At 72.7% G+C, this 13,799-nt stretch carries 7 protein-coding genes and 1 pseudogene; 4 read left to right on the top strand and 4 right to left on the bottom strand.

Translation table 11 applies throughout. The features are described 5' to 3' along the window. Positions 1-32: 32 nt before the first annotated feature. Both ABZV00_RS27060 and ABZV00_RS27065 read right to left on the bottom strand, forming a co-directional pair. On the bottom strand, positions 33-1,742 hold the full coding sequence (locus ABZV00_RS27060) for a hypothetical protein (RefSeq protein ID WP_355610900.1): 1,710 nt from the start codon (positions 1,740-1,742) through the stop codon (positions 33-35). Next, a complete protein-coding gene (locus ABZV00_RS27065) occupies positions 1,743-3,626 on the bottom strand; it encodes a hypothetical protein (protein WP_355610903.1) in 1,884 nt (627 codons plus the stop codon). 161 nt (positions 3,627-3,787) lie between these two features. Here ABZV00_RS27065 and ABZV00_RS27070 point away from each other — a divergent pair, with 161 nt between their 5' ends. After that, the gene (locus tag ABZV00_RS27070) at positions 3,788-8,140 is read left to right on the top strand and encodes an alpha-(1->3)-arabinofuranosyltransferase (RefSeq protein WP_355610906.1); all 4,353 of its coding nucleotides are present in this window, start codon (positions 3,788-3,790) and stop codon (positions 8,138-8,140) included. Beyond that, positions 8,137-9,430 (top strand): annotated as a pseudogene (locus ABZV00_RS27075) (polysaccharide biosynthesis protein). Before ABZV00_RS27070 ends, ABZV00_RS27075 begins: the two are co-directional and overlap by 4 nt. Here ABZV00_RS27075 and nudC read toward each other — a convergent pair. Then, positions 9,397-10,326, bottom strand: a complete 930-nt coding sequence (gene nudC / locus ABZV00_RS27080; RefSeq protein WP_355610909.1) for an NAD(+) diphosphatase — start codon at positions 10,324-10,326, stop codon at positions 9,397-9,399. The pseudogene ABZV00_RS27075 and the gene nudC sit on opposite strands and share 34 nt — an antisense overlap. Before the next feature lie 182 nt (positions 10,327-10,508). On the opposite strand from nudC, the gene ABZV00_RS27085 reads away from it, so the two are divergent. Then, the gene (locus ABZV00_RS27085) at positions 10,509-12,326 is read left to right on the top strand and encodes a VanW family protein (protein ID WP_328421448.1); all 1,818 of its coding nucleotides are present in this window, start codon (positions 10,509-10,511) and stop codon (positions 12,324-12,326) included. A gap of 51 nt (positions 12,327-12,377) precedes the next feature. Next, positions 12,378-12,773, top strand: a complete 396-nt coding sequence (locus ABZV00_RS27090) for a hypothetical protein (protein ID WP_355610913.1) — start codon at positions 12,378-12,380, stop codon at positions 12,771-12,773. 66 nt (positions 12,774-12,839) lie between these two features. On the opposite strand, the gene ABZV00_RS27095 is transcribed toward ABZV00_RS27090, so the two are convergent. Continuing rightward, positions 12,840-13,502, bottom strand: coding sequence for a DUF4328 domain-containing protein (locus ABZV00_RS27095; RefSeq protein WP_355610916.1), 663 nt, complete (start codon positions 13,500-13,502; stop codon positions 12,840-12,842). Between the last annotated feature and the right edge of the window lie 297 nt (positions 13,503-13,799).

A 13,799-nucleotide genomic window follows, 5' to 3' on the forward strand; every position in this document is an offset into this window, starting at 1 on the left:
AATCCTCCAATGGCGAGACGTGCGAGCGGACGTTACCACGCGGTAGGCCGCCGGTGTAGCGCCGAAAAGACGGCAGCCATGCACAACAGGAGGGCTGCACCCAGCGCCGCCACCACGGCCCACCGAGCGTGCCCCGATGCGATCGGCTCGGGCGGTGCGGCCGGATTGCGGTAGAGCGTCAGGAATGGTCCCTCGTGGACGATCTGGAGATCGGCGAGCGCGGCCGGGTCCACGCCGCCGGGGAGGTGGTGCTGCACCACCACCCAGCGCACGCCGGTGGCCGAGACGGGCAGCCCGTCGGCCAGCACCCGGCGCACCTCGCGGAGCCGTGGATTCTCACCGGCCACCGCAGTGTCGCCGACCCGGAGCGTGTCGTCGGTCAGCACGGTCCCCGGCAGGTAGCGGGGCGCCGGGTCCAGGACGACCCGGCCGGGGTTCCACGGGTACGCCCGGTAGGCGCTCAGCGGCAGCGCGAGGGTCTCACCCGGTTCGTCGGCCACCCGCTCGGCGACCAACCGCCAGTCCGCCGGATAGTTCACCGGACGAACCCGACCGGCGCCGCCGAACGCGAGATCCGGCATCACGGCCACCGGCAGGAACAGCAGGCCGACCAGGACCACGCCCGCCACCTCCCGGTCGATTCGGGCCGCCAGCCGCTCGGCACCCAGGGCCGCGCACACCACCAGCAGCAAGGCGTACGGGGCCAGGAATTTCTGGCCATCGCGGAGCAGCCCCGCCCCCGGCAGGTGCACCACCGCCCAGCGCAGCGCGGTGTCCCCGCCGGGGAGCACCCCGAGGGCGGCCAGGAGGTAGCCGGTCCCGGCGAGCACCGCCAGCCGCACCGCCGTGCCCGAGGGCAGCCGGCGTCGCAGCAGTCCGGCACCGACGCCGGCCAGGATCAGCAGCACCAGGGTCGCGAGCGGCACCAGGGGTGCGGCTCGACTGGCGGGCGTGGCCTGCGCGTTCCAGATGCCGCCGGTACCCGCGAGCGCCACCAGCGGGCCGGCCCAGTTCTCGGCACGCGTCGCGAACGCCGCCACCCCGGCCGGGTCGGAGGAACCTCCGGCACCGGTGACCAGGGCCGCGGTCACCCAGGGGGCATTGAGCAGCGCGACACCGGCCACCGCGAGCGCCGATCGGCGCGGGCGTGTCCGGCCGGGAACCAGCAGGATCACCGTGCCCAGCGCGATCAACCCGCCGGTCGGGGTGATGGCGGCGGGCGCGGCGGCGAGCACCACCCGGGCGAGCGCGCCATCGCGCCCCGCCCGCAGGTCCAGCGCCGCCCGCACCAACCAGGGCAGAGCGGCGTACGCGACAAGCAGCCCCCACTGGCCGATCAGCAGCCGCTCGGCGAGGTAGGGCGTCCACGCGTACGCCACCGCGGCGAACAGCCGGACCGCACGCCGGTCGGTCGGCACCAGCCGGCCGGCACCGACAGCGGCCAGGAGGATCGCCCCGCCGAGCGCCAGCCGCTGCACCAACCAGCCCGGGACGAGTTGGGTGACCAGCGAGACCAGCGCGTCCATCGGCACCGCCCGGGGCAGGCTCTGCGCCGGGGCGACGAGATCCCAGCTCAGCGGCTGGCGGGGTACGAACACCATGTCGTACAGCAACGCGTAGCCGGGTGCCGCGAGCGGGGCGAGCACCACCACCGTGACGACGGCCGCGACGGCGTACAGCGGCAGCGTGTCCCGCGCCGGCCGGCTCAGTGGTGGGTCGACGCCAGTGGGCCGCTCAACCATTCACGGTGCCGGCACCGCCCGGCCGACGGTGAGCAGATTGGTGCACAACCCCACTGCCGGGCCCTGGATGGCGACCTCGACGGCGCTCCCCGCACCCTCCAGCAGGAAGAACACCTCGTTCAGCCCTCGCCGCAGGGTGACCTCCTGGGTGGCGTCTCCGAGCCGGACCAGGGCGGTGGAGTCGCCCGAGCTGAGGTAGCCGAAGTGCACCACGTACGGCCACTCCTCCAGGTACCCGTCCAGCGGGATCCGGGCGGGTCGGCCGCTCTCCACCAGATGCCCACAGTCGGGCACCGGACCGGGCAGGACCTTCCGTCCCTGGACCACGACCGGACGGATCCGGCCGTTCTCGTCGAACATCGACGGCTGCTCGGCCTGCGTCACGAACGTGGGCCGGCGGTCCGCCGGGCGGAAGAAGTGCGACTGGAGGTTGTCCGGCCAGAAGTACCCCGCGACGACCCGGTCCGGAACGGTGGAGTCCAGGAAGACCGTGCCCGGCGGCGCGGCGGCCAGCTCGGCCTGCGCCGTTGCGAGGTAGTCCCGTCCGTTCTTCGTGCTCCAGTTGTCGCCGAAGCGGGCCGTGCTCCACAGGGTGCCGACCCCGATGGTGGCCAGGAGGACGATCATCGAGACCAGGCCGACCGCGAAGGCGCCCGGTTCCCGCAGGAGCGTGGGCACCGGCCACGCGGCCACGTCGTCCTCGTTGGCGTCCTTCGTCCCGAGCAGGGCCGCGCCGACACAGATCGCCGCGACCAGCGCCACGTCGGCGACGTACCGGGGGATGACGCCGACCAGTGGGCCGAGCGGGCCGCCGAGCCGGGTGACGGCGAAGAGCGCGGCGACCAGCCCGAGATAGCACGCGAGCAGCAGCCAGGCCCGACCGGCCGACGGGCGCCGCCGGACGGTGACCACGATGAGCGTCACCAGCACCGCCCAGGACAGCCACTTGGCGATGTCATACGGGTTAACGAGCGGAGGCCCGTCGCCGGCGTACGTCCAGCGCCAGGGGCCCCCGAGCAGACCTGGCACGACGGTGTCGCCGACCAGGTCACCGAGGAAGGTGAGGACCTGACCGACCGATGTCGGTTCGTCCAGTTCGCGAGCTGGGCGGGTTAGATAGAACGCCAGATACGCCCCCGAGAGCACGCTGAGCACGAGCCACGCCGGCCAGTGCCGGCGGATCGCCGTCACCAGGCTGCGCCACGCGCCGCCCGACGTGAAGAGGAAGACGCTCAACAGGAACAGCAGCGGCACGATGAGCAGTGCCTTGGTGTCGAAGAGCAGGCCGAACACCACCCAGAGGGCGACCACCACGAGGTGCCGCAGGCGGCCGGTTCGCACATACCGGACGTGGGCAGCCACCGCCAGGACCAGGGCCAACTGCACCGGCAGCACGAGCAGCCCGACCAGCCAGAGCGAGGACACCTCCAGCGTCAGCGGGCTGAAGATGTACAGGCACAGCGGGATGAGCAACCCCCAGCCCGGCCGGAGCAGGTCACGCAGCAACCGGTAGAGGGCTATGCCGACCGCCGCCTGACCAACCGCCAGCAGCAGCACCCACGGCCAACTGACGAAGCCCGCCGCTCGCACCATCGCCCACGCCACCAGCAGGCCGCCCGGCATGAGGTGGTTGTTGAAGGTGCGTAGGAGATAGTCCGCGTCCAGCCGCGTGTCGAGGACCTGAGCGGCGATGACGAACTCGTCCTGGGAGAACCAGCCACGGGTGGCGAGGCCGGCGCGCCAGGCGACGGACACGACGATGAGGGCGACCGCGACCGCACGGACCCGGTCGGCCCGGAGCCACCGGCCGAACGGCCCCGGTCCGTCGCCATCGGAGGCCGCGGCTACCGGATGCGTCTCGGCCTCAGCTTCTGGCATTGACATGGTCGGCAGCCTGCCACACGCTTACACGCCGTGGGGACGGCCGTTCTCCCGATAACGCCACCGCAGTGCCCCAGGTCGCCCGTCCGTGCCCGGTCCGGATAACGTCGCGCGACAGTCGTCGGTTGCCGGTGCGCGTCCGGCCGGCGCAGACAGGAGCCGAAATGCGTGCAGACGTCACCGATGGTGCTGCTCCGGGATCCAGTCGTACCCGGCGTACGGCCCGGCGGTTCCGGCACCTGACCATCTGCATCGCGCTCACCGCCCTCGCCTTCCAGCAGGCCCCGGGGCAGATCGTCCCGGACACCAAGGTGGATCTGAGCATCAATCCGGCCGGGTGGCTGCTCCGATCGCTGCACCTGTGGGACCCCACCGGCACCTTCGGGCAGCTCCAGAACCAGGCGTACGGATATCTCTGGCCGATGGGCCCGTTCTTCCTTCTGGGGACGGAAGCTGGCCTCGCGCCGTGGGTGGTCCAGCGGCTGTGGTGGGCACTTCTCTTCTGTGTCGCGTACCTAGGCGTGGTGCGGCTGACCGGCCGGCTCGGCATCGGCACGCCCGCCGGCCGCATGATCGCCGGTGTTGCCTTCGCGCTGTCACCCCGGATCCTCACCCAGCTCGGCTGGGCCTCGGTGGAGTCCTGGCCGAGCGCCATCGCCCCCTGGGTGCTCATCCCGCTGGTGGGCCTCGCCCGCGGCACGCCGCTGCGGCGTGCCATCGCCGGATCGGCCGTCGCCGTCGCCTGCGCTGGCGGAGTCAACGCCACAGCCGTGTTCGCGGTGGTGCCACTCGCCCTCCTCTGGCTCGCCACCCTGCAGCCCGTACGCCGCCGCGTCACCGCCATCGCCGCCTGGTGCGGCGCGGTCGCCCTGGCCACGGCGTGGTGGTTGGTTCCGCTGCTGATCCTCGGGCGGTACAGCCCACCCTTCCTGGACTACATCGAGACCGCCCGGAACACCACCAGCGTCACCGACGCGGTGACCACGCTCCGCGGCGCCTCCTACTGGGTCGCCTACCTGGGCAACCCGTTCGGATCGACCCTCCCGGCGGGCGCGCGGCTCGCCAACGAGGCGCTGCTGGTCGCCGCCACCCTGACGGTCGCCGCCCTCGGTGTCCTCGGGTTGTCCCGGCGCGGGATGCCGCACCGCCGGTTCCTGGTCACCGGGCTGGTGCTCGGCTGCGCGCTCGTCGGTCTCGGGCACGTCGGCGACCTGCCGAACATCCTCGCCGGGCCGCAGCAGGAGTTCCTCGACGGTGCCGGCGCTCCGCTACGCAACGTGCACAAGTTCGATGTCCTGCTCCGCCTGCCGCTGGCGCTCGGTTTGGCGCACCTGATCGGCCTGGTCGTCCGCGCGGCGCGCACCGCGCCCGCGCGCCACCGCCCAAGAACCGTCGCACGAGCCTGGGTCACGGCCGGAGCGGCCATGGCCGCGGTCGCGGCGGTCGCTTCGCCTGCGTTCGCCGGCGGACTCGCCACGCCGGGCAGCGTCAAGGAGGTGCCCGGCTACTGGCACGAGGCCGCCGACTGGCTCGACGCGAACACGGGGCGGGGGCGCGTGCTCGTCGTCCCCGGGGCACGCTTCCCCTCGTATGACTGGGGTAGCACCACCGACGAGATCACCCAGCCGCTGCTGGACAGCCGGTGGGCGGTACGCAACGCCATCCCCTTCACCCCGCCCACCACGATCCGGCTCCTGGACGCGATCGAGTCGACGCTCGCCACCGGCTCCGGCTCCACCGGCCTGGCCGACCTGCTCGCCCGCTCCGGGATCAGCCACGTCCTGTTCCGCGCCGACCTCGACCACGGCCGCTCCGACACGGCCCGCCCGGCGGTGGTCCGCCAGGCATTGGAACGCTCACCGGGACTGACCCGCGTCACCAGCTTCGGCCCGTTACGCGGCGGACCGTCGGCCCCCGACGAGTTCCGCGACCAGGGGCTCGACGTACCCGTACGGGCGCTGGAGGTCTACCAGGTCGACCGGCCTGTCGAGCCGGTGGTCGCCTACGACCGTGCCGACGTGACCACCGTCGTGGGCGGCCCCGAGTCACTCCTCGACCTCGCCGAGGCGGGCCAACTGAGCGCGGCGCCCACGATCCTGGCGGGCGACGCGCCGGCCGGGGACGTCACCGGGCCGGTCGCCATGACCGACGGGCTCCGCAAGCGGGACGTGTCGTTCGGCCGGCTGCGCGACAACGCCTCCCAGACCCTCACCGCCGAAGACACCTTCGAGGCGTCGGCACCCGCGCACGACTACCTGCCCGAGTGGGGGGCGGAGCAGTCCACCGTCGCCCGTTTCGAGGGCATCAGCACGATCCGCGCGTCGACCGCGCGCTCGCAGGTGGACGCCCCCGGTGGCGCCCGCCCCGAGTACCAGCCGTACGCCGCGATGGACGGCAACCCGGCAACCTCCTGGCAGTCCGCGCCGCACTCGCCCAGCAATCAGCAGTGGATCAAGGTGGGCCTCGCGAACCCGACGCGGGTCACCCGGGTGGAAGTCCGGTTCGACCTGAAGGCCGACTCCCTGCCGACGGCGGTGACCGTCACGGCCGGCTACGAGAGCCGGACCATCGAGCAGTTCACCGACCACATGGTCTTCGAACTGCCCGGTGTCCACGCCACCCGCGAGGTGGAGATCTCGATCGACGACGCGTTCGGCCTCCGCCCGCTTGGCGCTGGGACGGTGGGCATCGCCGAGATCAGCATCCCCGGCATCCGGACCAGCCGTACGCTCCAACTTCCCGCCGCGCCGGCCACCAATCGGCCGGCGACCGTCGTCGTGTCGGCGGCCCCCACCACACCGGCCTGCTTCTCCGTCGACGGAAAGCCCCGCTGCTCCAACGACGCCGTCCGCGGCTCTGAGGACGGGTCCACCATCGACCGGACGCTCACCCTGCCCGCCGATGGGGCGTACGCCCCCACGCTGTGGGCGCGGCCGACGCCCGGCCCATCCCTGGACGCGGCGCTCGACGAGCTGGTCACCGACGCCCAGTCGCTGCGCCTCGCACCGCAGGTCAGCGCCTCCACAACGGCCGTCTCCGACCCGACTGGCCGGCCCGGCGCGGTGCTCGACGGGGACCCGACCACGAGCTGGTCGCCGGCGATCAACGACGAGGCTCCGATCCTGCGCCTCAAGTGGCTCAAGCCGCGGGTCATCAACGGGCTCCGCTTCTCTGTCGACCAGGCGGCCGCCGCCACCCGGCTGGGCAGCGTCCGGGTGGTCGGCGACGACGGTTTCCGAAGTAGCCTGCTGGGCGACGACGGCGTGCTCACCCTGGACCCACCGATGCGGACCGACGAGGTCACCATCCAGTTCCTCGACAAGCCGTCCGCCTCCAGCACCGACCCGTACGGGCTGCGGCTGCCGGAGTCGTTGCCAGTCGCGGTCGGCGAGGTGACCGTGCTGCCGGGCGCACCCTCGGTTCGGCCACCCCTCGACGCGCCGCTGACGTTGGCCTGCGGATCGGGCCCGACGCTGGAGGTCGGAGGGGCCCGGGTGACCACCGCGCTCCGCGGCACGCTGCGCGACCTGCTGGAGCTGCGGGAAATGCCGGTCACCCCCTGTGGCCGGGACACGCCCCGACAGCTGAAGCTGGGCCGTGGCGAGCATCGCCTGGTCGCCACACCGAGCGCGCTGGCATCACCCACCCAGGTCGCGCTGGTGCCACAGACGTCGACGCCGGCCACGGCGGCTCCCAGCGCCATCGAGGTCGAATCCTGGGCTGCCACCGAACGACGGGTACGGGTGGACGAGCACGCCGTCGACCGGGTGCTCGCCGTTCGGGAGAACACCAACACCGGTTGGCAGGCGACCATCGGCGGACGGACGCTGAAGCCGGTGGTGGTGGACGGCTGGCAGCAGGGCTGGGTTCTCCCCGCGGGCATGTCCGGGGAGGTGGTGCTGCGCTTCACCCCGGACGCGACGTACCGGGCGGCTCTGCTGATCGGCAGCATCCTGCTGGCGGCAGTGCTCCTCCTCGCGGTGCTGCCCGCCCGACAGCCCGCCGGGTCCACCCCGTCGACCGCCGCGCCACGCGGCCGGCGCCGGGTCACCCGCTCCCTGCCACTGCTGGCCGTTGGTGCCGCCGCGCTGGTGCTGTCGAGCGGCCTCATCGGCGGCCTGCTGGTCGCGGCGGGGTTCATGCTGGCCGTACCCGGCCCGCGCCGCCTGCCCTGGACGGCGGACCCACGGCGGGCCAGGATGATCAGCCGCGCCGTCGAGACATGGCTCCCCGGCGCCCTCGTCCTGCTTGCCGGGTGGCTCTACCTCGGTTCGGAGCAACGGCACACCGACGCCTTCTCGCAGCTCGCGATCGTCGTCGCCCTGGGTGCTCTCTGGCTCTCCACAGCCGCCCGGCGACGACCCGTACGCCGGCCCGCGCCGACTTCGGGCGGTCCGGCCGACACGGCGCAGTCGGCAGAGTCGGCGGCTCCCGTAGTGCCGGAGCAGCGGACGCCGGACGCGGCGTCGTCGGGTCCGGTCGACGGACACGTTCCGAACCTCTCCCAGATCACGTGAGCCCTCGGCGACCGGCCCGTTCGGAGCGGACGGGGGGACGCGACATCGGCCTGGGCGTGGCGGGGACCGCCGTCACCCTGGCCGGCGTCCTCGTCAACGGCCTGGCCTACCTGGTGCCGGTGCTGGCTGCCCGGCGGCTCGACCCGGCCGACCTCAGCGCGCTCGCCACCGCCCTCGGTCTGGTGGCCATCGCCGGCGTGCCCGGCCTCGGTCTGCAACTGGCCGTCGCCGTGCACCACGCCCGGCACGGGTCGTCCGACACCCGGCGACTCACCGCGGTGACCGCCGCCGTGTGCGCGGGAACGCTGATCCTGGCGACTCCACTGCTGGTCGCCGCGCTGGACCTCCCGGTCGAGGTGCCCACGCTGCTGGCGGTCACCACGGCGGCGGTCGTGCTCTCCTCCCGCTCACTCGGGGAGTTGCAGGGCAGCCAGCGCTTCCTGCGACTCGCCGCCGGGATGTCGCTCCTCGCCGCAGGCCGCTACGGAGGGGTGGTGGTGGGGCTGCTGCTCGACGCGGGACTTTCTGGCTCACTCGTCGCCGGCGCGCTGACCGCCGCGCTCGCGCCGCCGGTACTGGCCCGGCTCACCCGTGCACCTGGACGCCCGTCCACCGCGCCAGCCGTGCCACGGCTGACCGCCGCCCAGGTGGTCGCCGGCTGCGGCGCGACCCTGGCGATGCTCGTCATCTCCTACGCCGATCTGTTCCTCGCCCGTCAACTGCTTTCCCCATCAGGGGCAGGGGCGTACTCGGTGGGCACGGTGTTGAGCAAGGGTGCGCTGTGGGCGCCGCAGGTCGCCGCCGTCCTGGCCCTGCCGCGTCTGGCGCGGGGCGACCGCCGCAGTCGCACGGTGGCGCTCGCGGTGACCGGCGGTTGCGGCCTGGTTCTGGTGCTCGCGTCGACGCTCGCCGGTGGGCTGGCCTTCCGCCTCGCCGGCGGCCCCGACTACACCCACCTCGGCCGGTACGCGCCGCTCTTCGCCGCGGTCGGTGCGCTCTACGCGGTGGCGTTCGTGCTGCTCAACGACCGCCTCGCGGCCGGCGTACGCTGGGCGGCCGCACCGCTGTGGGTGGGTGCGGCCGGCCTCGTGACCGTCGCGGCGACGGTCCGACCCCGCACCGTCCCCGGTCTCCTCCTCGCGGCCCTCGGCACGGCCGTGGTCGCCACTCTGATCATGGCGGTGACCGCTCGTCGGCGACGTACGGCGCTGGCGTCCACGGATCCGGCCGTCGCCCCCGGGCCGGGCTGACCGCCGTCAACCCTCCGCGAGCCACTCGCCGAGCAGTTGATGATCGATCGAGTCCACCCGACCGAGCGGACGACCCGCGGCGACCCGCTCCCGCAGCTCCGCCCGGGTGAACCAGCGCGCCTCCAGCAGCTCCACGCCGTCGACGCGTACCTCCTCGGACCCGGCGGTGGCCCGGAAGCCCACCATCAGCCCGGCCGGGAACGGCCACGCCTGCGACCCCTGGTACGCCAGGTCGGTCACGGTGATGCCTGCCTCCTCGGCCATCTCCCGCCGGACCGCGTCCTCCAGGCTCTCGCCCACCTCGACGAAGCCGGCGAGCGTCGAGTACGCGTCCTCGCGCGCGCCCTCGTGCCGCGCCAGCAGGCAGCGCTCCGGTACACCTGGTTGGTCGGGCGCCACCACCAGCACGATGATCGCCGGTTCGATCCGGGGGAACAGGGGTCGCCCACACTCCCCGCCGGTGCAGGTCCGGACGTGCCCGCCGCCACCGGAGACGGCCGGTGCACCGCATGTGCCGCAGTACCGCTGCTGCCGGTGCCAGTGCAGCAACCCCCGCGCGTACGCCTGGATCGCGGCGGCGTCCGGGGCGAGCCGCCCGACCAGGGCCCGTACGTCGCCGGCCCGCGTCGCACCGGCCATCTCGACGGCGGACTGCTCGGTGAGCGCGGAGAGGTCCACGGCGAACACGGCGGTGGAGTCCTCGTCGAGCCCCAGGAAGACGGTCTCACCGGCGGCGGACCGGACGAGAGATGCCCGTTCCGCCGTCAGCCGGACCGGGCCGTCCCCGTCGACGAGACAGCGGTCCCGCCAGAGAGGCAGCACCACGCTGGTCGGGTCGGTGAGCAGTGCGTTCAGCCGGGTCGGATCGGTCCGCAGCGCCCCTGCCCGGTCCAGCCAACCGCCGCCGTACGCCAACACCCGCTCCGCAGTGTCCACCGGGCCACCGTGCCACGTCGGCGACCCCGCGCTGCCACCGCCCCCGACCCCGCACGACACGCCGACACGACACGCGGTAGCTGCGCGGGTGGGCGCAGGCGACGAGGGCGGCCGGGCATTCGTTACCGTAGGTGTCCTCCGGGAGGGTGGACCTCCCGCAGCACCTGGCGATAGAGGTTGCAGTGACGCTGTACGGCGAAAAAAGTCCACCCGCCGACGACCGGCCCACCGTGCAGGTCACCGCGGTCACCTGGCCGGACGACGGACCGGGGTCGGTCACGGTGCCCACCGGCGAGCCGGAGGGCGGCCGACGCCGCCCGCGCCGGGTTCGGATGCTGCTCGCCGCCGGCGTCACCGGCAGCGTGCTCGCCGCCGTGGCGGGTGCCGGCGCCTGGGCCTACGCCGGAGACGTACCCCGGGGCACGAGCGTGCTGGGCGCCGAGCTGGGCGGCCGGAGCCGCTCCGACGCCCACCGGGAGCTGCGGGCGGAGCTGGACCGGCGGGCGGCGGCACTCGCCGCGCCACTGCGGGTCACCGTCGGGCAGCGCACCGCCGAGATCAACCCTGCCGACGTGGGGCTGGGCGTCGACGTTCCGGCCACCGTCGCGGCAGCAGCCGAGGCCGACGCGCACCCGGTCAGCCGACTGGTCGGCTCCCGCAGCGTCGACCCGGTGGTCACCGTCGACGTGGACCGGCTGGACGCCGCTCTCCGTAAGGCGCTCGGCGACGAGGCCCGCGGGATGACCATGCCGGCGATCACCTATCAGGGCACCACGCCCAAGGTGGTCCAGCCCAAGCCAGGGCTGGCGCTCGACCCGCAGCGCTCCGCCGACGCGGTCCGCGCCGGCTGGCTGGCCGGCAACCCGGTCACCGTGCCGCTGGTGGAGAGCCACCCGGCGACCACCGCCGAGGAGTTGGACCGACTGGTCGCCGAGCTGGCGAAACCGGCGGTCGCCGCACCGGTCACCCTGCGCACCAACAAGGGCTCGGTGACGGTCCCGCCCGCAGCCATCGCGAAGAGCCTGCGGTTCACCGCCGACAAGGCCGGCCTGCTGACCCCGACGGTGGACGTCAAGCGGCTGCGCACGGCGCTCGGTGACGACCTGGCCGCCATCGAGGTGCCGCCGAAGGACGCGACGATGACCATTGCCGGTGGCCGTCCCAAGGTCACCGACGGGCAGCCCGGGCAGCAGCTGGACACCGCCACCCTCGGCCGTGACCTGCTGGCTGTGCTGCCGAAGTCGGACGGCCGCGAGGTGTCCGGCGAGCTGAAGCCGACGCCGCCCGAGCTGACCGCGGAGAAGCTGGCCGGGCTGGGCATCAAGGAACGGGTGTCGACCTTCACGACCCGGTTCACCGGGGGCATGGCCTCGTCACGCAGCCAGAACATCGCCACGATCGCCAGGGACGTCGACGGCACCGTCGTACTCCCGGGAAAGACGTTCTCGCTGAACGGCCACACGGGTGAGCGTGGCTACGCGCAGGGTTACCGGGACGCGCCGGTGATCCTGGACGGCAAGCTGGTGCCGGGCGTCGGCGGCGGGACCTCGCAGTTCACCACCACGCTCTTCAACGCCACCTACTACGCGGGCCTTGAGGACGTCGAGCACAAGCCGCACTCGTACTGGTTCGACCGGTACCCGGCGGTCATCGAGTCGACCATCTTCTGGCCGGACCTGGACTTCAAGTTCCGCAACAACACCCAGTACGGCCTGCTCATCGACACCTCCTACACGTCGAGCACGATCACGGTGTCGATCTGGAGCACGAAGATCTACGACAGCGTCAAGACGGAGTACGGGCCGCGTCGCAACATCACCACCCCGAAGCTGATCCACCTCGAACCCGGCCCGACGTGCATCCCGGCCAATGGCATCAACGGCTTCACCCAGGACGCCTTCCGGGTCATCAAGAAGGACGGAGTGGTCGTCAAGCGGGAGAAGTTCAGCTGGCGCTACGACGCGGAGCCCCGCTACGTCTGCGGCCCGAAGCCGTCCTGAGCCACGCTCAACGGTGTTGCCTGGTGGGCCCTGACCTCTAGCCTGGCTTTCGTGCCGGATGCCGAATACGACGAGCTCGTGCTCAGCGCGCTGGAGTGTTACCAGCGCGCGGTGCCCCGGGTTTTGCAGGACTTCGACCGGCGTGGTGCCGTCGTACAGCCACTGGACGTGGACCTGGACGCCCTCGACGACAACCTGATCGTGCGCTACTGCTTGCGGGGCCAGGCGGGGGAGAGTCTCCTCGGCAGCCTGCCTCTGACCGGCGACCTCGAGCAGGCCGTGGTCGAACTGGCGGACCTGCTGCAGGAGAAGGAGTTCGGCGAGGGCGACACCACCTGGCCCGGGTGTGCTGCCGGCGACACCCATCCTCCTACCGCGGCGATCGTCGACGGTGTCGCCTCCTGGCAGTGCCCGCGAAACCACACAGTCCTCTTCCCGATCGGATAGCCACTGGTGGCGTCCGACGGTGTCATGTTCTCCCACACCCTCAGGAGTGGCGCTACGACGCCCGTTCTACGTCTGCGGCCCGAAGCCGTCCTGAGCCTCGCTGATCCGCCGCGCTACCCGGATGCTGAGGACCGCCGTGACCACGACCATCACCGTGCCGGCGGTCCACAGCGGGTAGGCCACCGTACGGGTGTCCAGAGCCGTCTCGTGAAGCCTGCCGCCGTGTGAGGTGACCACGGCGTACAGGCGGCTGAGTAGGTAGAGGAACACCGTCCCGAGAACGCTCACCCACCACCTGCCCACCGGAGCCAGCCGTGCGGCGGGGCCGCTGGCGCGCCGCACGTCCCGCACCACCAGGTACGGGATCACCAGGTTCGCCACCGGAAGGAACCACCCGCCGACCACCCACCCGGGCGCCCACGTCAGTGCGCCACCCAGGCGTCCGGCGGTGCGCCGCGCCTGGTGCAGCCAGGCGACGAAGGCGGCGGCCGCGACGAGCGCACCGAGTATCCACAAACGGTCGGCCGCCACGGTCACGGCGTCGCGTGGCATCAGCTCACTGACGATCACGTACGCCAGCCAGGCGGGCAGCACGTCGACGTTGCCGTGGGTCACCACCTCGATCCGGCTCTCGTAGTGCCCCACCGCGAGGATCGTGCGGAGCACGTCGAGGACGGCCCACAGGATCAGCGCGGCCACCACCAGCCGGGCCGCGACGGATCGCCGCACCGTTGCCGTTGACGACGCCTTCCGGGGTTGTTGATCGCTGGTCGTCCGTTCCACAGGCGCCGGTCCTTCCCGAAGGTCATCAGCGAGTATGGACGCCCGCGACGCCATCGGGGGCCCCGCGACGTTCGCGCTCCGCGGACCAGCGTTTCCGGGTACGGATATGCGTCAGGGCCACCCCTGCGGGAGTGGCCCTGACGCATAGAAACGCAGGAAGGGTCACCCTGTACGGGTGACCCTTCCTGGAATGATTGTCCGGCGGTGTCCTACTCTCCCACACCCTCACGAGTGCAGTACCAT

The organism is Micromonospora sp. NPDC005173, from assembly GCF_040608515.1.
In the GTDB taxonomy this organism is placed as follows: domain Bacteria; phylum Actinomycetota; class Actinomycetes; order Mycobacteriales; family Micromonosporaceae; genus Micromonospora.